Consider the following 21,409-nt stretch of genomic DNA (forward strand, 5'->3'; position numbering starts at 1 on the left):
ATCAATGTTCGGCTACCTCAACCATACGCGACCAAATACAAAACATACGGGTTGTTTTATGGATTATTATCGGACAAGCACCCCTCAAAGAGCGTCGTTCTGGACGCGGCGGCGCCAGCGGGTCGTGCCCCCGTTCGAAATCGCCGAACGAAAGCACCCGTCGGTGGAGGCCCGGTCGGGCCCACGAGCGGCAGTATAAGGAGTATATATTCGTGCATCGGATATTATGAGATTACACGGCCGGGGTCTGTTATTACAGACGCTGCGTAAGGCTTTTCAACTACTGGCCGAGAGTTCGCTAATGTGTTCGAAGTGAGCTCATACGTCGAAGAAGTGGCGGATAGCCGCGAATACTCTAGTGTTAACCCTTGTTTCACCGTTGGACTCGGAACTACTGGGGGTGTGCAATGAGCGACGCTGGAGACGGCGGCCGGATCGACCCCCGCACCCTCACGTCGCGGCGGTCGCGGCGTGGCTTCCTCGCCGGATTCGGCGCCGTCGGCGCCGCCGGCCTCGCCGGCTGTACGAGCGACGCGGGCTCTGACGTGTCAGCCGACACCACGACGAGCGCCGACGGGACGACGACGGCGCAGGGCGGCTCGACGCTCACGGCGAACATCTCCCAGCGCCTCGGCACCATCGACCCCGCGAAGGGGACGGACTACGTGCAGGCGATGGCGCTCGTCAACCTCTACGATCCGCTCGTCTTCCCGGACAGCGAGGGGACGATCCAGCCGCACCTCGCGAGCGACTGGACGGTCTCGGAGGACAGCACGACGTACACGTTCACGCTCCGCGACGACGCCACCTTCCACAGCGGGAACGCGGTCAGCGCCGAGGACGTGAAGTTCACCGTCGAGCGCTTCATGGACCTCGGACAGGGCTACTCCTCGCTCCTGACCGGCGTGCTCTCGAAGGAGAACATCACCGTCGAGGACGAGCGGACGATCACGTTCGAACTCGACCGGCCGTACACGCCGTTCCTCCCCATCCTCGTCCTCGTCTTCGTCGTCGATAAGGACCTCGTGATGAACAACCTCGAGGACGGCGAGTACGGCGAGCGCGGCGACTACGGGCAGGCGTTCATCAACGACAACGACGCGGGCTCCGGCGCGTACGCGCTCGAGGAGTTCACGCGAGGCACCGGCATCACCTTCTCGAAGTACGACGACTACTTCGAGAGCTTCCCCGACGGGGCGTTCGAGACGGTGGAGGTCGAGATCATCACCGAGAACTCGACCGTCCTCACCCGGATGAAGAACGGGACGCTGGACATGACCGGCCAGTATCAGAGCTCCCAGACGTACGGCGCCATCGAGGAGATGGACCACGCCCGCGTCGAGAAGATTCCGACGTTCGGCCTGCTCTACAACAAGATCAACACGCAGAAACCGCCGACGGACGACCCGGCCGTCCGCGAGGCCATCGCGTGGGGCTTCGACTACGAGCAGGTCGTCGAGGATATCCGCCCCGACATGCAGAAAGCGCAGGGGCCGCTCCCACCGACGTGGGGCGCGCACAAGGAGGACGTCCTCCAGCCGTCCTACGACCCCGAGCGCGCGAAGCGGGTGCTCGAGGACGCCGGCTACACCGAGGGCGACATCACGATCACGAACACGTTCACGTCCTCCTACGCCTTCCAGGAGCGCATCGCGCTCCTCTTCAAGGACAACATGGCGGACATCGGCATCGACGTCGAGTTGAACCCGCAGACGTGGGGGACGATCACCGAGCTCGCGACGACGCCGGAGAAGACGCCCCACACCAGTCAGGTGTTCTACGTCCCGACGTACCCCTCGGCGGACTCGATGTTCTACAACCAGTTCCACTCGGAGGCCGCGAACACGTGGATGAGCATGGAGCACCTCGACAACGAGCGGGTCGATTCGCTCATCGAGGAGGCGCGCCGGACGCCGAATCGCGAGGAGCGCGCCGAGATCTACGGCGAACTCCAGAGCGTTCTCGCCGAGCTCTACTGTGACATGCACCTCTACCACACGGTGAAGACCATCGGTTTCCAGAACGACGTCGAGGGGCTCACGCTCCGCCCGGCACAGGGCTTCGAGTACACCTTCCGTGACCTCCACGCGACCGAATGATCGACCCGAAGCAGGTCGCACAACGCCTCTCGGGGATGGTCGTCAGCCTGCTCGGGCTGTCCGTCCTCATCTTCGTCATCTCGCGCGTCCTCCCGGGGAACCCCGCGCGGATGGCGCTCGGCGCGATGGCGAGCGAGGAGCAGGTCCAGCGCCTCGCCGCCGAGATGGGGCTGAACGAACCCCTGCCCCTCCAGTACGCCGACTACATGCGCCGCCTGCTCGTCGGCGACCTCGGGCAGAGCCTCCAGACGAAGAACCCCGTCGTGCAGGACCTCATGTTCAAGCTCCCGGCGACGCTCGAACTCATCACCGTCGCGTTCGCACTCATGGTTGGTCTCGGCGTGCCGCTCGGCGTGCTCGCCGCCGTCAACCACGGCGGACGCCTCGACAACCTCACGCGCGTGTTCGCGTTCTCGACGGTGAGCGTGCCGAGCTTCTTCATCGGCATCCTCTTCCAGCTCGCCTTCGGCTACTTCCTCCAGTGGTTCCCGATCACGGGCCGCGTCTCCTCGGCGGCCGCCGCCGAGTTCACGCGCGTCACGGGCTTCTACCTGCTCGACACCCTGCTCGCCGGCGCGTTCGCGGCACACGTCGACGTCTGGGGTCATCTGCTGCTACCCGCGCTCGCGCTGTCGTTCAGCGGGATGGGGCAGGTGATACGCATCACGCGCTCGAGCATGATCGACGTCGAGGGCAAGGACTACATCGTGGCCTCGCGCGGCTTCGGACTGCCGTCGTGGATGGTGACGCACAAGTACACGCTGAAGAACGCGTTCGTGCCGACGCTGACGATCCTCGGCCTCCAGTACGCGTGGCTCCTCAGCGGCGCGTTCATCATCGAGATCGTCTACTCGTGGCCGGGCGTCGCGAAGTACGGCGTCCAGTCCGTCCTCACCTCGGACGTGAACGCCGTCGTCGGCGTGACGATGCTCATCGGCGTCGCGTTCGTCGCCGTGAACTTCCTCGTCGACGCCGTCATGGCTGTCCTCGACCCCCGCATCGACCTCACGGGTGATACGACATGAGCACTGACACCGACCACTCACACGCTCTCGACCGGCTCGTTTCCCCGGCGAGACGCGAACTCTGGTACCGGTCGTATCGCCGCTTCGCGAACCAGCCGATGAGCATGGTCGGGCTCGGCATCGTCACCGTCGTCGTGCTCGCCGCCGTCTTCGCGCCGTACGTCGCGCCCTACCCGGCACAGGTCGGCTCCTTCACCGACTTCGCGAACGCCTACCAGCCCCCGACGCTCGCCCACCCGTTCGGGACCGACAGCGCCGGCCGCGACATCCTCACGCGCGTCATCTACGGCTACCGCATCTCGCTGTTGCTCGTCGCGGTCGTGCTCGGAATCGGCGTCCCCGTCGGCGTGCTGCTCGGCCTCGTCGCCGGCTACACCGGCGGCTGGGTCGACACGGTGATCATGCGCGTGACGGACACCTTCCTCGCGCTCCCGCCGCTGGTGCTCGCGCTCGCCATCGCGTCGGCGTTCGAGCCGACGCTCGAAGTCGCGATGTTCGCGGTCGCGTCGCTCTGGTGGACGTGGTACGCCCGTCTCGCGCGCGGACTCGCGGCCGGCCAACGCGACGAGGAGTACGTGCAGGCCGCGGAGCTCGCGGGCGCGGGCACGCCCCACGTGCTCTTTCGCGAGATACTCCCGAACTGCCTCTCGCCGATCCTCGTGAAGGTGACGCTGGACGCCGGTATCGTCATCCTCACGGGCGCGTCGCTCTCGTTCATCGGGCTCGGCGTCCAGCCGCCACAGCCCGGTCTCGGGACGATGGTCGCGAACGGGACGCAGTACCTGCCGGGCGAATGGTGGATCAGCGTCTTCCCCGGGTTCGCCATCTTCGTCCTCGTGATCGGGTTCAACATGCTCGGGGACGGCTTGCGCGACCTCTTCGACGTGGAGGTGGAACAGTGAGCGACGACACCCTCCTCGACGTCAGCGGCCTCTCCGTGGGCTTCGAGGGGTTCGACGGCTACGCGGACGTCGTCGGCGACGTCGACCTCCGCGTCGAGCGCGGCGAAGTCGTGACGATAGTCGGTGAGACCGGCTGTGGGAAGTCGGTGACGACGAAGGCCATCACCGGCCTGCTCGACGAGCCGCCCGCGCACGTCGACGGCGACGTCGAGTTCGACGGGATGGACTTGCGCGAGCTCTCCGAGGCGGAGCGCGACGACCTGAACGGCGACCGCCTCGGGATGGTCTCGCAGAACCCGCTCTCGAGTCTGAACCCCGTCTTCACCGTCGGCGAGCAGCTCACGGACACCGCGCAGTTCGGTGGGAGCGACGACGCGGGGCTGCTCTCCTACCTCCGCCGGCGGCACTCGGGCTCGGAGCGGTCGGCGGCGCGTGAGCGCGTCCTCGAGATGCTCCGCGAGGTGCAGATGCCCGACCCGGAGGCCGTCATCGACAGCTATCCGTCGGAGCTCTCCGGGGGGATGCGCCAGCGTGCGCTCATCGCGCAGGCGCTCCTCAACGAGCCGGACCTCCTCATCGCCGACGAACCCGGCTCCGCGCTCGACGTCACCGTCCACGACAGGATCCTCTCGCTCCTCACGGACGTCATTGCCGAGCGCGACATGAGCGTCCTGATGATCACGCACAACCTCGGCGTCGCGCGCCAGATCAGCGACCGGATATACATCATGTACGGCGGCCGCATCGTCGAGTCGGCGCCGACGGAGGAGATATTCACCGAGGCCCGCCATCCGTACACGCAGGGCCTCATCGCGTCCATCCCCCGGCTCTCCGGCGAGCCGATGGCGGGCGGAATCGACGGCTCGGTGCCCGAGTACACCGACCCGCCCTCGGGGTGTCGCTTCCACCCGCGCTGTCCGTACGCGGACGACGACTGCCGGGGCGCGGAGCCGCCGCGTACCGACTTCGGTGAGGACGCGCACGCGGCCTGCGTGCGCCACGTCGACGACGGGCCGACGCCGACGGTCGCGGAGACGAAGCGCCGGCTGATGTCGGACGACACCGAGACGGACGCGTCCGTCGAGCGCACGGGGGGAGAGCGATGAGCGCGCCCGTCCTCGAGGTGAAGAACCTCAAGAAGCACTTCGCGTCGGGCGGCTGGCTCACGGACGAGCCGCCGGCGAAGGCGGTCGACGGCGTCTCGTTCAGCATCGACGAGGGCGAGACGCTCGCGCTCATCGGCGAGTCCGGGAGCGGGAAGTCGACGGTCGCGAAGACCATCATCGACATCCACGAGACCACGGACGGCCTCATCCGCTATCAGGGCGAGGACATCACGAACCCGATCCGCCGGCAGGTGGAGACGATTCGCTCGGAGATCCAGCTCGTCTTCCAGGACCCGACGTCGTGTCTGAACCCGCGGCGGACGATTCGGAAGACGCTGCTCGTCCCGCTGAAGGCGACGGGCGTCCCGCGCGAGGAGCGCGAGGCACGCGTGAGCGAGATGCTCGAGCGCGTCGGCCTCACGGACGAGTACCTCCACAAGTACCCCCACGAGCTGAGCGGCGGTCAGAAACAGCGCGTGAACATCGCGCGAGCGCTCGCCGTCGAGCCACAGCTCCTGTTGCTCGACGAGCCGACGAGCGCGCTCGACGTCTCGGTGCAGGCGAAGATCGTCGACCTGCTCGCGGACCTCCAAGCGGAACTCGGCCTCACCTACCTCTTCATCACGCACGACCTCTCGCTCGTCCGGAACTTCGCGGACGAGACGGCCGTGATGTACCTCGGGGAGATCCAGGAGCAAGGACCGACGGCGGAGCTCTTCGAGTCCCCACGCCATCCCTACACGCGCGCGCTCCTCTCCTCGATTCCCGTGACGTCGGCGGCCGACGAAGCGTACAGACCCGAGAGCGAACCGCTGCGCGGCGAGGTGCCGAGCCCACGGGACGTCCCGTCGGGCTGTCGCCTCCACCCGCGCTGTCCACACGCCACCGAGGACTGCTCGATGCGCCAGCCAGACACACGACACGTGAACGACGTAGCGGTCAACTGCATCGCGTACGACGACGACACCGACGGCTTCGACGCGCTTCTCGACGCCGCAAACACCACGCCGGGGGACGCGTCGTGAGCGTCGACCTGACCGTCGTCGGCGGGACGCTCGCGACGGTGGACGGCCTCCGCGAGGCGGGGTTCGCGGTCGACGACGGGACCATCGTCGCGGTCGGTGACCCGGACCGACTCCCGGCCGCCGAGCGGACGCTCGACGTCGACGGCCGCCTCGTCATGCCGGGCGTCGTTGACCCGCACGTCCACGTCGACGGCTTCAACTCCATCGACAGCTACGAGACGGGGACGGCCGCCGCGGCGCGCGGTGGCGTCACCACCGTCATCAACTTCGCGTGGCAGACGTGGACGGGCGAGCGCGAGTACGGCGCGGACGGCTCCGTCTGGGCGGACGAGGGGTCGCTACTCGACGCCATCGAGCGCCAGAAGCGCAAGGCCGACGGCGCGTACGTCGATTACGGACTCCACGCGACCGTGACGGCCGAGGACGAGTCCGTGTTCGAGGAGTTCGATGCCCTCATCGAGGCCGGCGTCCCGACGGTCAAGTTCTTCACTGCCTACGACATCGGCGTCTCGAACGGCTTCCTCCGGCTCGCGTTCGAGGAGCTCGCCGACCGCGACGCGGTCGCCGTCCTCCACACCGAGGACGCCGCCGTCTGCGAGGCCCTCACGGAAGAGCGGCGCCGCGAGGGGCGGGGCGACCCGGTGGACTACCCGGGCGCGCGCCCCGACTACGCGGAGGCGATGGCGCTCGCGGACGCGGTCACGCTCGCCGACTCGACCGGCTGCAAGTACTACGGCATCCACACGTCCTCGCGCGCGGCCGCGGCGGAGCTCGCGGCCGTCCGAGAGGACGGCAGTCAGTTCCGTGGGGAGACCTGCACGCACTACGCGACGCTCACCGAGGACGCGTACGCCGAGCAGGGGACGCTCGCGCTCCAGTCGCCGCCGCTTCGACGCGCCGACGACGTCGACGCGATGTTCGAGTACCTCCGCGAGGGGACGCTCGACGTCGTCTCGACGGACCACGTCGCCTCGACGCGCGAGGAGAAGACCGTCGACGACTGGTGGGAGTGCTCGTTCGGCGTGAACGGCCTCCAGACGAGCCTCCCGGTCTTCCACGACGAGGCCGTCAACGAACGCGGGCACTCCTACGGGTTCCTCGTGCGCGCGATGTGCGCGAAGCCGGCGGCGACGTTCGGCCTCCCGAGGAAGGGTCGGCTCGCCGTCGGCGCGGACGCGGACTTCGTCGTCTTCGACCCCGACGAGTCGTACACCATCACGGCCGAGGAGAACGCCTCGAAGGCGGATTACTCGATCTACGAGGGCCGCGAGGTCACCGGGCGCGTGATGGCGACGTACGTTCGGGGCGAACGCGTCGCCGACGAGTCCGGCGTCACGGCGGACCCCGGCTACGGCGAGTTCCGCGCACGGGACGTCCCGGAGTGGGGCGCGCGGGGAGGGAACACGTGAACGTCGAGAGTGCCGTCGACGGCGACGCGCTCCGACGCGACGTGGAGCGAACCGCCGCGTTCGGTGCGGTCGAGGCCGAGGCAGGGCGCGGCCGAACCGCGCTCCCGGCGGACGCGGCGAACGCGCAGGCGCGCGACTACTTCGTCGAGCGACTGGAGGCGGCCGGCCTCGACGTGCGCGTGGACGCCGTCGGGAACATCGCGGGGCGCTGGACGCCGCCGAGCGCGGACCCGGACGCCGCGCCCGTCGCCGCCGGCAGTCACCTCGACTCGGTGCCGCGCGGCGGCGTCTTCGACGGCGTCCTCGGCGTCTACGCCGCCCTCGAAGCCGTGCGCTCGCTCCAGCGCCGCGCGGTCGCACCGTCGCGGCCACTCGACGTCGTCTGCTTCACGGGCGAGGAGGGGACGCGCTTCGCGGACGGCGTCCTCGGCTCGACGGTCGCGAGCGGGAAGCGCGGCGTCGAGGAGACGCTCGCGCTCTCGGACGGTGACGTCACGCTCGACGCCGCGCTCTCGGAGGCCGGCTACCGGGGCACCGGTCGACTCGACGCGGGCGCGTGGGACTCGTGGCTCGAACTCCACATCGAGCAGACGACGCGCCTCCGCGACGCGGGCGTCCCGCTCGGCGTCGTCACCGACATCACGGGGACGGCGCGCTGCCACGTCACTATCGAGGGCGAGGCCGACCACTCGGGGACGACGGGGATGGACGAACGCCGGGACGCGCTCGCGGCGGCGAGCGAGCTCGTCCTCGCGGTCGAGGCGTGCGCGACCGACGCCGCCACGACCGGCAGCGGCACCGCCGTCGGCACCGTCGGCCGCCTCGACGTCGAGCCGAACGCCGTCAACGTCGTTCCCGGGTCGGTCTCGCTCCGCCTCGACCTCCGGTCGGTCGAGCGCCCGGAGATACGGACGCAACTCGACGCCGTGAAGCGCGCACTCGACGACCTCGAAGCCGAGCGCGGCGTCTCGACGGCGTTCGACTGCGATTACGACGTCCCGCCGACCCCGCTCTCCGAACGCTGCCGGCGGACCGTCGCGGACGCGGCGCGCACACGCGGCGTCGAGACGGCGGCCGTCCACTCCGGCGCCGGCCACGACACGATGCAGGTCGCCGACGTCACGGACGCAGCGCTCCTGTTCGTCGCGTCCGAGAACGGCCACTCGCACTCGCCGAAGGAGCGCGCGGACTGGGCGGACTGCACCACCGCGACGGCCGTGCTCGCGGACGCGATGGCGACCCTCGCAACGACTGACGACCACTGAGAGAACACCAATGTTAGCAATCGAAATCGACGACACGACGTTCACCGCAGAGCTGCACGAAGACCGCGCACCCGAGTCCGTCGCGGCGGTCCGGGAGTTCCTTCCGTTGGAGTCGGAGCTGATGCACGTCCGCTGGAGCGGCATCGCGACGTGGATCAACATCGACGAGATCGACCTGCCGGAGATTCCACGGGAGAACCACACGGTCTACCCCTCGCGGGGCGACCTCCTGCTCTATCCGGGCTATCGGAACGAGCAGGAGGTCCTCGTCCCCTGCGGGCCGACGTGCTTCAAGAGCCCGGCCGGCGAACTCGCCGGCAACCACTTCGCGTCGATAAACGCGAGCGCGGAGGAGCTGAAAGCAATCGAGGAACGGACGCTCCGCGACGGCATGCTTGAGGTCACGATCCGGGAGGTGGAGGAATGACGGACGTCGTCGTCCTCCGACAGAAGATTCACGGCCTCGACCCGGCGGACTACGCCACCGAGATACGCGAGGCGCGCCCCGACCTCGACGTCGAGTTCGCACGGACGCCCGCCGAGGAGCGCGAGCTCCTCATGGAGGCGAGCGTCGCGACCGGCTTCCAAATCGACCCCGCCCTCGTCGCGGAGTCCGATACCCTCGAGCTGTTCGCGTGCACGTTCGCCGGGACGGGGCACTTGCCGCTGGAGGCCTTGGAGGACGCGGGCGTCGCCGTCGCGAACGCCTCGGGCGTACACGGCCCGAACATCGCCGAGCAAGTACTCGGCTACGTCTTGGCTGACGTCCGGAACCTCCAGCGGGCGTGGGAGCAGACCGAGCGCGCCGAGTGGAACCACTTCCAGGGCGGCGAACTCCGGCGCTCGACCGCCACCGTCGTCGGCATGGGCCCCATCGGCGAGGAGATAATCGCCCGCTTCCGGGACTTCGGCGTCGAAACCATCGGCGTCCGCTACACCCCCGAAAAAGGCGGCAACGCCGACGAAGTCGTCGGCTTCGACGAGACGCTGGACGCGGCCGCGCGCTCGGACTACCTGGTGCTCGCGTGCCCGCTCACCGACACCACCGAGAGCCTCGTCGGCGAGGAGGCCTTCCTCACCATGCCGACCGACGCGATGCTCGTCAACGTCGCTCGCGGCCCCGTCGTCGACACCGACGCCCTCGTCGCCGCGCTCAGAGGCAACGACATCCGGAGCGCCGCCCTCGACGTCACCGACCCCGAACCCCTCCCCGCCGACCACCCACTCTGGGGCCTCTCCAACTGCCTCGTCACCCCTCACAACGCCGGCCACACACCACACTACTGGAAGCGCTGTGCCGACATCCTCGTCGACGCGCTCGACGCGACGTCGCTCGCGTAGCGCGCGGCGCGGACCGCGACGCCGTCGTGACGGACTCGAAGACGAGCCACCGCTCGGGAAGGCGTTCGCGTGGGGGCGGCGCTCAGCCCTCGGTTTCGGCCTCGGCGACGGTGTTCCGGAGCGTGCCGACGCCCGCGTACGTTATCTCGATCTCGTTCCCGGGCTCGATCACACCGGGGTTCGCGGGGCTGCCGAACGCGACGACGTCGCCCGGTTTGAGGGTGACGCGCTCGGAGAGGAAGGAGACGACCTCGCGCGGCGAGAAGAGCATGTGGTCGGTGTTCGCGTTCTGGCGTTCCTCGCCGTCGATGACGGTGCGCATGTCGATACCCGCAGGGTCGAGGTCCGTCTCGATCCACGGCCCGAGCGGCCCGGAGCCGTCGAAGGCCTTGCGCGCGGTGCGTCCCGGCTGGTCGAGCGCGTCCACGTCGTTCATGATGGTGTACCCCCGCACCACGTCGTCGACCTCGGATTCCGCGACGTTCGAACACTCGGCGTCGATGACGGCGGCGAGCTCGCCGGCGTACGTGACCTCCTCGGAGAAACGCGGATAGGGAATCGGCGTCTCGGGACCGCGCACCGAGACGGGCGGTTTGATGAAGAAGTCGGGTTGCGCGGGGCGCTCGTAGTCCATCTGGTCGAGCGTCGCCGCGTAGTTCCGGCCGACGCAGTAGAGCGCGGAGGGTCGCGTCGGCGCGAGCAGGTCGGCGTCGACGCCGAGTTCGTACGTCTCGCGCTCCGTCTCTATGACGCCGTCGTCGTAGGCGCCGGTCACGATACCGTCCGGGGTCCGTGCGCGTGCGAGTCGCATACGTGGGGTATCGCGAGCGAACACAAGAAGGCTCGCACCACGGTGAGACTTTCGTGAGCGGCGCGTTACTCGACGCCGACGCGCTCACGGAGTCGCCTGGAACCGTCACGTCCACCCCGGAGCACCGCTCAGTCGTGGCTCTGCGGCGCCGTCGCGTGCCACGGCCGCCGCGCCCTCGGCGTGGCAGTATAACTCCTACCGAGCGACGCGCCCATCGACGATCCAAACAGTATGGTTATATCTATGCAATCACGTGGAGTGGGAGCCGACACCTGAGTGCGGCGCCGCCGCGACGGCCACTCGCGGCAGAGCATCGTGAGTGCCCGTGGTGGCGCGTGACGGTCGGTATGGCGTCGGTCGGGTCGGTCAACAGCGGGCTACCGCTCCGATTCGGCAGCACGTCGAGCGCGACGGTGGCAGAGGGGTTCGTCACGGCTTTTACCGTTCGTTACCCCGGTTGTGATGTCTCGTCCCACGACGCGGAACGCTCGTTTCACTCAGCGGTATTGTTTTGTATTTGCACTCATGGATGTCCGAAGTCACCGTCGAGGAGCGTGCTGGAGTGGAGCTACCCGGCGGGCCGACTCACCCGACGGTGCGTTCGAGGAAGCGGCGGATTGCGTCGGGTCCGGCGGGCGGGAGGTCGGCGAGGAGACGGGTCGGCGTGCCGCCCTCGGGGACGTGCGTGGCCTCGTAGACCGACTGGGCGTGCGTCGGCGACGCGGCGAGCAGGTCCATCGCGACGCGCTCGGACTCGATATCCGCGAGGTCCTCGACCCAGACGTGGTTCAGGTCGTGGAGTTCGTAGCGGAGCGCGTTCACGCCCGCGTCGTCGAGCGCGTCGTAGAACCGCCGGCTCTGCTCGACGGCCACCATCTCGTCCTCGCGGCCGTGCATCAACAGCGTCGGCGGACTCTCCGGGGTGACGTGCGTGACGGGGCTCGCCTGCGCGTAGCGCTCGGGGTACTCGTCGCGCGTCCCGCCGAAGAGGAGCGAGACGGGGCCGCCCTCGTCGTCGACGGCGGTGAAGTCGCTCACGCCGTACCAGCTGACGACGGCCTGCACCGCCCCGGAGGCGTCGGGCGCGACGGTCTTCGTCAGCTCGTCCGCGAAGGCGTCCCCGAGGTCGGTGACGTCGTCGACGGTGCCCGCGAGCAGCGCGAGGTGGCCGCCGGCCGAGGACCCCCAGACGGCGATATCGGTCGCGTCGTAGCCGTAGTCGTCGGCGTGCGCGCGCAGCCATCGGATGGCGGCCTTCACGTCCACGAAGTGGTCGGGGAACGCGCCGCGCGGCGTCGGGTTCGACGGGTCCACCTCGACGTCGGCCCCGTCCGGGACTTCCTGGAGGCGATAGCTCACGCTCGCAATCGCACACCCCCACTCGGCGGCGTAGCGTTCCGGATCAGGAATATTTGCGCGCGTCTCCGCCACCCAGCCGCCGCCGTGGACGTAGACGACGAGCGGTGGGTCCTCGACCGCCGGGCGGTAGAGATCGAGTCCCAGTTCGCCGCTCTCGCGCTCGGCGTACGTCACTCCCTCGTGGACCGTGACTGACTCCGGCATGGTGTGCGCATCGCGAGCGTCCCGTATAGACCTGCGCCTCCCGGAATCGGGCGGGCCGGCGTGTCGGAGCGGCGCTCGGATCGGAGCGTGCGAATACGGTATAGGTACTCGGTATAGCTACACCACACAACTATACTCCACGGCTATACGTCTCGGCGGTATCGTGTGACAGCCGTGGGCCTCGGTCGGGGGCACCGGCTGTGCTCGATGTACCCCCGAGCGAGGGCGGCGTCGTCGGACGGGGGAGACGGCGGCGGCCCAGTTGGGTGGGGGTGACCAGAACTGGAGCGGGCCGAGCGCGCCTCCCCGGGTAGGCGTGCGTGCCGTACGAACATGGCTGTCCAGCCCCGATATTGAGGGCCCTTATTGTGGGCTATCGCGGCCACGGGGCGCGTCGGTCGAAACGGCGGTCCTGAGGTCGTCAGTCGCCCGCACTGGGCGTCGTCGGCGCGTCGCGTTCGGCGTCGGTGAGGTAGCACTTCGGGTCGGGCGCGAACGGGTCGCCGTGCGCGGCGGTCGCGCGGAGTCGGGACGCCCCCCGACAGACGTCGCGGTAGCGGCAGTCCGCGCACTTCCCGGAGAGGTGCTCCTCGCGCTCGCGGAGCCCCGAGAGGAGGGGGTTCGACTCGTCCTCCCAGATGGCCGAGAACGGCCGGTCCCGGACGTTGCCCAGCGAGTAGCCCTGCCAGAACTGCGTGAGGTGGACGTTCCCCTGGTAGTCGACGTCGGCGACGCGCTCGCCGGTCGGGTCGCCGCCGTTGCGCCGGAGGTAGTCGTGGACGGCGCGCGCCTTCGCCTCGCCGTACTCGCGGCGCGCGTACTCCACGAGGAACGCCGCGTCCGCGTAGTTCCCGACGAGCAGCGTCTCCACCTCCTCGCCGCGCGCGTGGTACTCGCGCGTGAGGTCGCAGAGCTCCTCGACGGCCTCGCGCGTCGCCTCGCGCGAGAGGTCGGCGTCGCTGATGTCCGCGCCGCGCCCGCCGTAGTCGAGGTGGTAGAAGCAGAAGCGATTCACGCCCTTCTCGTAGAGCAGGTCGACGACGTCCGTCATGTCGGGGGCGTTGTGCTGGGTGATGGTGTAGCGCAACCCCGTCTTGATGCCGGCGTCGAGACACGCCTCGATGCCGCGAATCGCGGCGTCGAACGCGCCCTCCTGCCCGCGGAACTCGTCGTTGCGCTCGTGGAGGCCGTCGACGGAGACGCCCGCGTACGCGAGGCCGGCGTCCTTCAGGTCGGCGACGCGGTCGGGGGTGAGGAGCGTGCCGTTCGTCGAGAGCACGGGCCGAATCCCCCGGTCGGACGCGTACGCGACGAGTTCTTCGAGGTCGTCACGGACGCAGGGCTCCCCGCCGGAGAAGAGGACGACCGGCGCGCCGTACGCCGCGAGGTCGTCGAGCAGGCGCTTGCCCTCCTCGGTGGTGAGTTCGCCGTCGGCGGTCTCGGTGTCGGCGGCGGCGTAGCAGTGCTCGCAGTAGAGGTTACACTGCTTCGTGAGGTTCCACACGACCACGGGCTTCGTCGTTCGGTCCTCGACGATCTGTGGTTTCTCCGAGTCCGCGGCGTCGTCGTAGCGGAGGCCGTCGCCCTCCGCGTCGAGGTCACAGAGGAGTTTGCTGACGGAGATCACGACTCCTCCACCCCCGCAGCGGGCGCGCCGCCCTCGGTGCCTGCCTCGGTCTCGACGCCGTCGGCGACGAAGCGAGTGACGGCCGTCGCGGGCGCGACCCAGACGTCCGCGAGTTCCGCCCCGAAGAGCCGCGTCGCCTGCTCGTGTGCGACGTCCGCGTTCGGCGCGGTGACGCTCCCGACGTGCTGGAGCGCCGCCTCGGTGGTCTCCCGAACGAACACCTCCCACTCGCCGCTCGTCGCACTCCGCGACCGTGCGTCTATCCGCCGGCGGTCGGTCTCGTCCATACCCGACGTGTCTCGCGGCGTCGGCATACCGTCGTCGTCAGTTCCCGCGCGCTGGGAACGCTCCCGAGGGGCGCCGCGGTCAGGTGGGTCGGACGCGCGCCGCCAGCGCGCTCGCCCGGCCGAGGAGGCCGCGGCGGGCGTGGGAGTCGCTCGCGAGCGCGCGCGTGCTGTTCACGACGACGAGGAGGCTGGACGCGCCCATCGCGACGGCGGCGACGAGCGGGTTGAGGAGGCCGACGAGCGCGAGCGGGACGGCGACGGCGTTGTAGCAGAGCGCCCACGCGAGGTTCTCGCGGACGCGCCGCCGGGTCGCGCGTGCGACGCCGAGGAGCGCGGGGAGCGCGCGCAGGTCGTCCGTGGTGACGACGGCGTCGGCGGCGTCGACGGCGAGCGCGGTGGCGTCGCCGAGCGCGACGCCCACGTCGGCGGCGGCGAGCGCGGGCGCGTCGTTCGACCCGTCGCCCACCATCGCGACCGTCCTCTCCGTGCGGAGGCGGTCGACGACCGCGGTCTTGCCCTCGGGCGGGACGCCGGCGAAGACGTCGGCGACGCCCGGATGCTCGCGGAAGCGCTCGGCGGCCGCGCCCTCGTCGCCCGTGAGGACGACGACGCGGTGCGCGACGGCGAGGTCGTCCACGACCGCTTCCCACTCCGGCCGGGGGTCGTCGCCCGCGAGGACGACGGCGCGCGCAGTCCCCCGGGTTCCGACGACGGCCGGGACGAGGCCGCGTTCGTCGGCGCTCGAGGCGCGTTCGGCGAATGCGTCGGGGACCGACCACCCCTCGCTCTCGAAGAGCGCGGGCCGCCCGACGAGCACGCGCTCGCCGTCGACGGTCCCGGAGACGCCCGTGCTGTGGCGCTCGACGTCGCTGACCGCGTGCTCGGCCGCGTCGTCGGCGTGCGCGCAGACGGCGTGCGCGACCGGGTGGTCGGCGTACTGTTCGAGCGCGGCCGCGACCCCGAGGACGGTCTCGTCGCCCGCGACCTCGTGGACGCGCATCTCGCCGGTGGTGAGCGTGCCCGTCTTGTCGAAGGCGACGACGTCGACGTCGGCGCCGCGCTCGAAGACGGACGCGTCGGTGACGATGGAGCCGTGCGCGAGCGCGCTCCGGACGGCGTTCGAGACGGCGAGCGGCGTCGCGAGGCCGAGCGCGCACGGGCACGAGACGACGAGGACGGTGAGCGCGGTGAGGAGCGCCGCCTCGGCGGAGGCACCGAACGCGAGGTGCGCGACGAACGCGCACGCCGCGAGCGCGAGCACGCCCGGGACGAAGACGCTCGCGAGGCGGTCGGCGAGCTGCTGGACGCCGCCGTGCGTGCTCTGGGCCTCCCAGAGGGTGGCGACGACGCGGTCGAGCGTGCTCTCGGTGTCCGTGACCGCGACGGTCACGCCCCCGGAGACGAGGACGCTCCCGCCGACGACGTCGTCCCCGGGTTCGACCTCTCGGGGCGTGGATTCGCCCGTGAGGAGGGATTCGTCGACCGCGCCGTCGCCGTCGGTGACGGTGCCGTCGAGGGGGACGCGCTCGCCGGTCGCGACGACGACCGAGTCGCCCGCGTCGACGCGCTCGAGGGGGCGCTCCGCGATGCCGTCGGCGGTCGCGACGCGCGCGGTCTCGACGCTGTCGGCGGTGCGCTCGGCGAGGCCGGCGCTCGCGCGCTCTTTCGCCTTCGTCTCCCAGTGCTCGCCGGCGGTGACGGCGAGGACGATGACGACGGGGATGTCGAAGTAGACGTCGACGCCGCCGGTGAGGAGGACGGCGAGGCTGTAGACGAACGCGGCGCTCGCGGCGAGCGCGACGAGGAGGTCCATGTTCGGGCGGCGCGCGCGCAGGCTGACGAGCGCGCCCCGGAAGACCGGGTAGCCCGCGAGCGCCGTCGCCGCCCCGGAGAGGACGGCGACGTTCCAGAAGAGGTACTGGCCGCCGACGCCGCGCGGGTCGAAGAACGGGACGACGGGACCCGCGCCGAGGTAGATGGGGTAGAGGAAGAGGACGTACCAGAGCATCACCATCATGCCGAAGAAGCCGCCGGCGAGCAGGCGCATCCCCGTCGTGAGCGTCTCCTCGCGCTCGGCCTCCTCGTCGGCGTCGGCGACCCGGTAGCCGTAGCCGGAGAGCGCGTCCGCGATCTCCTCGCGCTCGCCCGCCTCGGGGTCGTAGGTGACCTTCAGCGCGTCGTTCGCGTAGCTCGCGGCGGCGTCGTGGACGCCCTCGGTGTCGGCGGCACGGCCCTCGAGGAACGCCTCGCAGGTCGCGCAGTGCATGCCGTCGACTGCGAAGTACGCCGTCTCCGCCGTCTCGGGGACGTCGGTCGAGTCGTCCGCGTCGTCGCCCGCGTCCGCGCGCAGGTCCTCGCGGACGGCCTCGGGGTCCGCGTCCGCGACGGCCGCGTCGTCGAGGGTGCGCGCGACCTCGAGACAGCCCCGACAGCAGAACGACCCGTCGACGCCGTCGTCCGTGACGGGGGGGTCGGGCGTCGGGAGGTCGCAGAGCGTGCAGTGCGTCTGGTCGGACATCGGGGGTTACTGGGTCGGTATCGGGGCGAGTTGGACGGTCTTCTCGGAGGGCTGGTTGCCGATGGTGACGGTGGTCTCGACGCTCGCGGGCGTCGCGTCCGCCGGCAGGACGTACTCGGCGGTGAAGGACGCCGTCTCGTCCGGTGCGACGGGGTCGGTGGTGTAGCCGCCCTCGACGGTGTCGCCGCCCTCGGTGGTGACGGCGCCGAGTTCGAGGCGGTAGGGCGCGTCGGCGGTGTTGCGGACGGCGACCGCGAGCTGGAGGCGCCGGCCGTCCTCGACCTCGGTGAGCGCGGCGTTCTGGAGTTTCTCCCGGGTGTCGAGGTCGGGGCGGAGGTCGCCGCCGATGCCCACGGAGACGCCGGTGGGGTCGTCCCACGTGCTGTCCTCGCCGAAGTCGTTCTGCAGGAGGCCGACGAAGGTCTCCGTCTCGACGACGACCGGGATGGCGATGCTGATCGGTGCGAAGTAGCGGACGAACGACCGGCGACTCCAGACGTCGTTCTCGGTCTCGGCGTCGCCCGCGTCGTCGCTCGGGGTGGATGCGTGGTCGGTCATGGTCAGACTGGGATGGGGGCGCTTCCGGGTGCGAACAGGCCGTTCTGTACCATCGCCGCGAGCGGCGGGCCGTACGCGATGAGCAACAGCAGGAACGTCAGCGCGACCCAGACGCGGAAGTCGTCGAGGATGCGCGGGCTGTGCTCCGGCCCCGAGAGCGCCTCGGGAATGTGGCCGTTGACGGCGAGCGGTTCGGCGCCGCGCTCGCCCAGCCACGTCGAGAGGACGACCGCGAGGAAGCACAGCAGCGAGGCGAAGAGGAGGAACGCTCCGCCCACCGTCTGCAGGTGGAGCTCGCCCATCGTCGCGATGGGGGTGTTGAAGAGCACCTGCTCGTACTGGGGTTCGGAGGTGCGCCGCGGGACGCCCGCGAGGCCGACGCGGTGCATCGCGTTCGACATGAACACCATGCCGACGAACCAGAGGTACGGTTGGACGGCGGCGAGCGTCCGCAGGCGCAGGCGCTTGCCGGTGAGCTGCGGGAGCAGCCAGTAGGTAATCGCCATGAACGTCAGCGCGACGGCGGTGCCGACGGTGAGGTGGAAGTGGCCGGGCACCCACATCGTGTTGTGGACGAGGGCGTTCACGTTCAGCCCGGCGTTCACCATCCCGCCGAAGCCGCTCGCGGCGAAGGCGAGGCCGGCGAGCGCGATGCCGGAGAAGGACGGGTTCTCCCACGGGAGCGCGCGCAGCCACTTGAGGAGGCCCTTACCGCCGCGCTGGCGGGCGCCGTGCTCCATGCTCGCGACGACCGTGAACGCGGTGAGGAGGCTCGGCAGGAGGATGAAGTACGTGCTCGTCATCTGCACGAACTTCAGGCCCTGCGAGAGCCCGGGGTCACCGTACTGGTGGTGGACGCCGACCGGCGTGCTCAACACGAGGAAGAGCACGAAGACGACGCGCGCGAGCGGGTCGCTGAAGAGCCGGCCGCCCGAGATCTTCGGGAAGATGGTGTACCAGACGAAGTACGCGGGCAGCAGCCAGAAGTAGACGACGGCGTGCCCGAAGTACCAGAAGAGCGTCCGCGTCAGCAGCGGGTCGACGCGGGGGATGAGCCCGAGCGACCACGGCAGGAGGAAGACGACGACCTCGACGGCGACGCCGAGCGTGCAGACGAACCAGAGCAGCATCGTCGCCACCGCCATGAACGTCTGTAGGGGGATGCGCTCGTCGGGGTTCTGTGCGCGCCAGTCGCGCAGCGCGAGGACGTAGTCGACGCCCGCGCCCCACGAGCCGACGACGAGGAGCGCGAGGCCGAGGTAGAACGTCGGGCTCGCCTCCAGGGGTGCGTAGAACGTGTAGAGGACGGCGGCGTGCGTCGGGATGAAGCCGACGATACCCCCGAGGATGGTGACGAACGCCAGCACGGTGCCGAGCGTCATGAGGCCGAGCCAGCCCCACGTGAATCGGAGGTCGCGAAAGCCCGTGTCGAGGCTGCGCGTGACCCCCCACGTGAAGAGGCCGACGATGAAGAACGTCGTGAAGACGAGCGCCATCAGCACGCCGTGTGCGGTGAGGATGGAGTAGTAGTCGACCGACGAGAAGAGCGAGCGACTGTAGCCCGTGCGGAAGAGCGCCTGCAGGACGCCGAGCGCGCCGCCGAGGCCGATGGAGGCGAACGCGATGGCGAACGCCGTGCGGACGACGCGCGCCTCCCCGGGGAAGTCGTCGACGTACGTCATGCCGGCACCTCCGGCGTCGCGATTGATGCCTGCGCGGACGCGTTCACGGCGCTCGCGTTCGCGGCGTCAGCGCTCGCCGTCGCGTTCTGTGACATCGCGTCGGCGGGCACGACGACGAGTTGGCCCGCCATGCTCTGGTGGCCGGCGCCGCAGTACTCGTGACAGACGATGCCGTACGTCTTCGGCTCGTCGAACTCGGTGGTGAACTCGGTGACTTGTCCGGGGATGACCATGGTGTTCAGCTGCGTGCCGACGACGTCGAAGCCGTGCACGACGTCCGGGCTCGTGACGTAGAAGGTCACGGTGGTGTTCGCGGGCACCATGATCGGCTCCTGGGTGCCCGGCTGGAAGAGGAACTGGCGCGCGACGACGTGGACGACGTAGTGGTCCTCGCTCGCCCAGTGCCCGCCGGGGTCGGCGAACTCCGTGTCGTCGAGCGCGGACGGGTCGAGTTGCTGTCCGGTGTCGCCGACGGTGCCGACGCCGACGCCGGCGACCCCGTAGACGATGGAGGCGATGAGCCCCACGATGAACAGCAGCGATACGGCGATCCAGATCTTCTCGAGTCTGTGTATTTCCATCGTGTTAGCCGAAGATGTGCGGGCCGGTTCCGAGGAATTCGACGAAGTACATGAGCGCCCACGCGACCGAGATGATCACGAAGTAGACGGCGAGCAGGAGCGCCGTCCCCCACGGGTCGTACTCGTCGTGGTCGATCTCGCGCTCGGGCGTCGCGGGCGGTGCCTCCGTAGTCGCCGGGGGTTCGGCGGACTCGCCGCGCTCGAAGAGGTCGTCGAACGCGCCGGCGCGGCCGTAGTCCCAGAGGAGGTAGGCGACGATGGCCGGTACCGCGACGGCGGAGGGGCCGGCCATCCACGCGACGTTCCCCCAGTTGAGGTCGGGGACGAGGCCGCCACCGCCACCACCGCCGCCACCGCCGGCGCTCCCGGTGACGAAGATGCCGCCCTTCATCCCCATCGAGAGGTGGGGCGTGCAGTAGTAGCGGTAGGTACCGCTCGTCTCGAAGGTGTGCGAGTGCGTGTACCCCTCGTTCTTGATGGAGTCGACGCCCTCCCAGCTCGTCCCCGAGGGCGCGGACTCGACCTGGATATCGTGCGTGTTCGACGTCCACTCGAAGGTCACCTCCGTGCCGGGCGAAATCTTCAGCGCCGGCGGGGCGTAGGCGTACGTGCCGCCGTTGCCCTGCGCGCCCACCTCGACGGTGACCGAGTCCTGGCCGGTCTTGTCGACGGTCGAGCCGTCGTAGTTCCCGACGGCGCCGCCGCGTCCGGCGTCCGTGAACCAGTCGCCCCACTCGGGGCTCCCGCCGCCGCCGGAGCCGGAGCCGCCGACGACGACCGCGCCCTTCATCCCCATCGAGAGGTGGGGCGTACAGTAGTACTTGTAGACGCCCGCCGTCTCGAAGGTGTGTGAGTGCGTGAAGCCCTCGTTCTTGATGGAGTCGACCCCCTCCCAGCTCGACCCGGACGGCTTCGACTCGACCTGAACGTCGTGCGTGTTCGACACCCACTCGAAGGTCACTTCGGTGCCGGGCGAGACGCGGACCGCGGGCGGCGCGTACGCGTACGGCCCGCCGTTGCCCTGCGCGCCCACCTCGATGGTGACGGAGTCCTGGCCGGTCTTGTCGACCGTCGTCCCGTCGTAGTTCCCGACGGCACCCCCCTTCGCGGAGTCGGTGAACCAGCCGCCGTAGTCCGGTGACGCGCCGGCCGCGACGCCGGTGCTCGCGCCGAGCGCCACCGCGGCCGCCGACGCGTCGCGGAGGAACCGCCGGCGGCTGTACCGCCGCTCAGGCACCGCACTCACGGGCCGATATCGACCCACTGCTCGCCGTCGTCACACCCACCGCGAGTGGTCGTAGCGTTCGCATACTCGCACATCAGGACAGCATCCACTTATCCTAACTCAGGCTTCCCATCGCGTAGGAACGCCCGACAGCCCTTATCTACTCCCGGAAGTAGCGATGCCTATGGCCGACGTCCCACACCAGTGGCTGGCAGTATTGGCGCTGCTCGCACTCCTCCCGGTCGCCGTCTACTTCGCGGCGAACACCGACCTCGTCGTCGCGCTCACGTTCGTCAACGTCGTCCTCATCGCCGCGATGCTCTATCGGTTCTTCGTCCCCGACGGGGACGGCCGCGAAGCCGAGCACGCCTGACGCACATCGAGC

The 21,409-nt window shown here is 69.8% G+C and carries 19 protein-coding genes; 10 read left to right on the forward strand and 9 right to left on the reverse strand.

Annotated features, from left to right (window positions below):
• Nucleotides 1-407: 407 nt before the first annotated feature.
• Genes EFA46_RS13775 through EFA46_RS13815 form a run of 9 tightly spaced genes read left to right on the forward strand, consistent with a single transcriptional unit; the run spans nucleotide 408 to nucleotide 10,172 of the window.
• Nucleotides 408-2,099 (forward strand): ABC transporter substrate-binding protein, encoded by a 1,692-nt coding sequence (locus tag EFA46_RS13775; protein WP_123078498.1) that lies wholly within the window; start codon nucleotides 408-410, stop codon nucleotides 2,097-2,099.
• Entirely contained in the window at nucleotides 2,096-3,124 is a 1,029-nt protein-coding gene (locus tag EFA46_RS13780) for an ABC transporter permease (RefSeq protein ID WP_255494142.1), read from the forward strand. Before EFA46_RS13775 ends, EFA46_RS13780 begins: the two co-directional genes overlap by 4 nt.
• Nucleotides 3,121-4,026, forward strand: a complete 906-nt coding sequence (locus tag EFA46_RS13785) for an ABC transporter permease (RefSeq protein WP_123078500.1) — start codon at nucleotides 3,121-3,123, stop codon at nucleotides 4,024-4,026. Before EFA46_RS13780 ends, EFA46_RS13785 begins: the two co-directional genes overlap by 4 nt.
• The gene (locus EFA46_RS13790) at nucleotides 4,023-5,132 is read left to right on the forward strand and encodes an ABC transporter ATP-binding protein (protein ID WP_255494143.1); all 1,110 of its coding nucleotides are present in this window, start codon (nucleotides 4,023-4,025) and stop codon (nucleotides 5,130-5,132) included. The genes EFA46_RS13785 and EFA46_RS13790 overlap by 4 nt, the downstream gene beginning before the upstream one ends.
• Nucleotides 5,129-6,157 (forward strand): ABC transporter ATP-binding protein, encoded by a 1,029-nt coding sequence (locus EFA46_RS13795; RefSeq protein WP_123078504.1) that lies wholly within the window; start codon nucleotides 5,129-5,131, stop codon nucleotides 6,155-6,157. Before EFA46_RS13790 ends, EFA46_RS13795 begins: the two co-directional genes overlap by 4 nt.
• Entirely contained in the window at nucleotides 6,154-7,566 is a 1,413-nt protein-coding gene (locus EFA46_RS13800) for a dihydroorotase family protein (protein WP_123078506.1), read from the forward strand. Before EFA46_RS13795 ends, EFA46_RS13800 begins: the two co-directional genes overlap by 4 nt.
• Complete coding sequence (locus EFA46_RS13805) at nucleotides 7,563-8,831, forward strand: M20 family metallo-hydrolase (RefSeq protein ID WP_123079254.1); 1,269 nt, start codon at nucleotides 7,563-7,565, stop codon at nucleotides 8,829-8,831. The genes EFA46_RS13800 and EFA46_RS13805 overlap by 4 nt, the downstream gene beginning before the upstream one ends.
• Nucleotides 8,832-8,841: 10 nt before the next feature.
• Complete coding sequence (locus tag EFA46_RS13810; RefSeq protein ID WP_123078508.1) at nucleotides 8,842-9,258, forward strand: DUF3830 family protein; 417 nt, start codon at nucleotides 8,842-8,844, stop codon at nucleotides 9,256-9,258.
• The gene (locus EFA46_RS13815; RefSeq protein ID WP_123078510.1) at nucleotides 9,255-10,172 is read left to right on the forward strand and encodes a D-2-hydroxyacid dehydrogenase; all 918 of its coding nucleotides are present in this window, start codon (nucleotides 9,255-9,257) and stop codon (nucleotides 10,170-10,172) included. Before EFA46_RS13810 ends, EFA46_RS13815 begins: the two co-directional genes overlap by 4 nt.
• Nucleotides 10,173-10,254: 82 nt before the next feature.
• Here the strand turns inward: EFA46_RS13815 and EFA46_RS13820 are convergent, their stop codons facing one another.
• The 9 genes from EFA46_RS13820 to EFA46_RS13860 form a co-directional block, all read right to left on the reverse strand.
• Complete coding sequence (locus EFA46_RS13820) at nucleotides 10,255-10,983, reverse strand: fumarylacetoacetate hydrolase family protein (protein WP_123078512.1); 729 nt, start codon at nucleotides 10,981-10,983, stop codon at nucleotides 10,255-10,257.
• A 585-nt stretch (nucleotides 10,984-11,568) separates the two neighbouring features.
• A complete protein-coding gene (locus tag EFA46_RS13825; RefSeq protein ID WP_255494144.1) occupies nucleotides 11,569-12,546 on the reverse strand; it encodes an alpha/beta hydrolase in 978 nt (325 codons plus the stop codon).
• 421 nt (nucleotides 12,547-12,967) lie between these two features.
• A complete protein-coding gene (locus EFA46_RS13830; protein ID WP_123078516.1) occupies nucleotides 12,968-14,173 on the reverse strand; it encodes a TIGR04347 family pseudo-SAM/SPASM protein in 1,206 nt (401 codons plus the stop codon).
• Nucleotides 14,170-14,460, reverse strand: a complete 291-nt coding sequence (locus EFA46_RS13835; RefSeq protein ID WP_123078518.1) for an Htur_1727 family rSAM-partnered candidate RiPP — start codon at nucleotides 14,458-14,460, stop codon at nucleotides 14,170-14,172. The genes EFA46_RS13830 and EFA46_RS13835 overlap by 4 nt, the downstream gene beginning before the upstream one ends.
• Before the next feature lie 79 nt (nucleotides 14,461-14,539).
• Nucleotides 14,540-16,978 (reverse strand): heavy metal translocating P-type ATPase, encoded by a 2,439-nt coding sequence (locus EFA46_RS13840; protein WP_123078520.1) that lies wholly within the window; start codon nucleotides 16,976-16,978, stop codon nucleotides 14,540-14,542.
• A gap of 6 nt (nucleotides 16,979-16,984) precedes the next feature.
• Nucleotides 16,985-17,536: a hypothetical protein gene (locus EFA46_RS16370; RefSeq protein WP_123078521.1), complete on the reverse strand. Its 552-nt coding sequence runs from the start codon at nucleotides 17,534-17,536 to the stop codon at nucleotides 16,985-16,987.
• A gap of 2 nt (nucleotides 17,537-17,538) precedes the next feature.
• Nucleotides 17,539-19,218: a b(o/a)3-type cytochrome-c oxidase subunit 1 gene (locus tag EFA46_RS13850; protein ID WP_123078523.1), complete on the reverse strand. Its 1,680-nt coding sequence runs from the start codon at nucleotides 19,216-19,218 to the stop codon at nucleotides 17,539-17,541.
• Complete coding sequence (locus tag EFA46_RS13855) at nucleotides 19,215-19,799, reverse strand: cytochrome c oxidase subunit II (RefSeq protein WP_123078525.1); 585 nt, start codon at nucleotides 19,797-19,799, stop codon at nucleotides 19,215-19,217. The genes EFA46_RS13850 and EFA46_RS13855 overlap by 4 nt, the downstream gene beginning before the upstream one ends.
• 4 nt (nucleotides 19,800-19,803) lie before the next feature.
• A complete protein-coding gene (locus EFA46_RS13860; protein WP_255494145.1) occupies nucleotides 19,804-21,045 on the reverse strand; it encodes a halocyanin domain-containing protein in 1,242 nt (413 codons plus the stop codon).
• A gap of 163 nt (nucleotides 21,046-21,208) precedes the next feature.
• Here EFA46_RS13860 and EFA46_RS13865 point away from each other — a divergent pair, with 163 nt between their 5' ends.
• A complete protein-coding gene (locus EFA46_RS13865; protein ID WP_255494146.1) occupies nucleotides 21,209-21,397 on the forward strand; it encodes a hypothetical protein in 189 nt (62 codons plus the stop codon).
• The last annotated feature ends 12 nt before the right edge of the window (nucleotides 21,398-21,409 follow it).

The organism is Halarchaeum sp. CBA1220 (assembly GCF_003721175.2).
In the GTDB taxonomy this organism is placed as follows: domain Archaea; phylum Halobacteriota; class Halobacteria; order Halobacteriales; family Halobacteriaceae; genus Halarchaeum; species Halarchaeum grantii.

Coding starts and splice junctions, on each gene's coding strand:
- EFA46_RS13775 (WP_123078498.1), top strand. CDS start 408: ATGAGCGACGCTGGAGACGGCGGCCGGATCGACCCCCGCACCCTCACG.
- EFA46_RS13780 (WP_255494142.1), top strand. CDS start 2,096: ATGATCGACCCGAAGCAGGTCGCACAACGCCTCTCGGGGATGGTCGTC.
- EFA46_RS13785 (WP_123078500.1), top strand. CDS start 3,121: ATGAGCACTGACACCGACCACTCACACGCTCTCGACCGGCTCGTTTCC.
- EFA46_RS13795 (WP_123078504.1), top strand. CDS start 5,129: ATGAGCGCGCCCGTCCTCGAGGTGAAGAACCTCAAGAAGCACTTCGCG.
- EFA46_RS13810 (WP_123078508.1), top strand. CDS start 8,842: ATGTTAGCAATCGAAATCGACGACACGACGTTCACCGCAGAGCTGCAC.
- EFA46_RS13815 (WP_123078510.1), top strand. CDS start 9,255: ATGACGGACGTCGTCGTCCTCCGACAGAAGATTCACGGCCTCGACCCG.
- EFA46_RS13820 (WP_123078512.1), bottom strand. CDS start 10,983: ATGCGACTCGCACGCGCACGGACCCCGGACGGTATCGTGACCGGCGCC.
- EFA46_RS13825 (WP_255494144.1), bottom strand. CDS start 12,546: ATGCCGGAGTCAGTCACGGTCCACGAGGGAGTGACGTACGCCGAGCGC.
- EFA46_RS13835 (WP_123078518.1), bottom strand. CDS start 14,460: ATGGACGAGACCGACCGCCGGCGGATAGACGCACGGTCGCGGAGTGCG.
- EFA46_RS13840 (WP_123078520.1), bottom strand. CDS start 16,978: ATGTCCGACCAGACGCACTGCACGCTCTGCGACCTCCCGACGCCCGAC.
- EFA46_RS16370 (WP_123078521.1), bottom strand. CDS start 17,536: ATGACCGACCACGCATCCACCCCGAGCGACGACGCGGGCGACGCCGAG.
- EFA46_RS13850 (WP_123078523.1), bottom strand. CDS start 19,218: ATGACGTACGTCGACGACTTCCCCGGGGAGGCGCGCGTCGTCCGCACG.
- EFA46_RS13855 (WP_123078525.1), bottom strand. CDS start 19,799: ATGGAAATACACAGACTCGAGAAGATCTGGATCGCCGTATCGCTGCTG.
- EFA46_RS13865 (WP_255494146.1), top strand. CDS start 21,209: ATGGCCGACGTCCCACACCAGTGGCTGGCAGTATTGGCGCTGCTCGCA.